The organism is Mesorhizobium sp. M00.F.Ca.ET.216.01.1.1, assembly GCF_004010325.2.
Classification (GTDB): domain Bacteria; phylum Pseudomonadota; class Alphaproteobacteria; order Rhizobiales; family Rhizobiaceae; genus Mesorhizobium.
This window is the reverse complement of sequence record NZ_SADR02000666.1, coordinates 1-278: the sequence shown is the minus strand read 5'-3', so window position 1 is coordinate 278 and position 278 is coordinate 1. Positions and strand designations below refer to the sequence as shown.

General features: G+C 68.0%; 1 protein-coding gene. It reads left to right on the top strand.

Features of this window, described 5'->3' with window-relative positions; all coding sequences use genetic code 11:
• The coding region (locus EN859_RS37860) for a DUF5682 family protein (protein ID WP_245525910.1) at positions 1 to 278 on the top strand (278 nt) is incomplete at both ends.

Here is a 278-nt window from a genome sequence, read left to right as displayed (position 1 = left end):
CGCTCGACGGCGCTCGTGGCCGGCTGCGCGGCGCATCTGCTCTACGAGGCAGGGCGGCTCTCCGCCGAAGCCACGGCCGATCTGCTGGCGAAGCGCCTGTCGCCAGGAACGACTGTTCTCGATGCCGCCGCCTTCTTTGAAGGTTTCTTCAGCGGCGCCGGCCAGAGGCTGATCTATGACGAGGGCCTGCGCGCCGCCGTCGATGCGTGGCTGGCCTCGCTCGACGAGGAAGCCTTCGTCGCGCATCTGCCATTGCTGCGCCGGGTCTTTTCCAACCT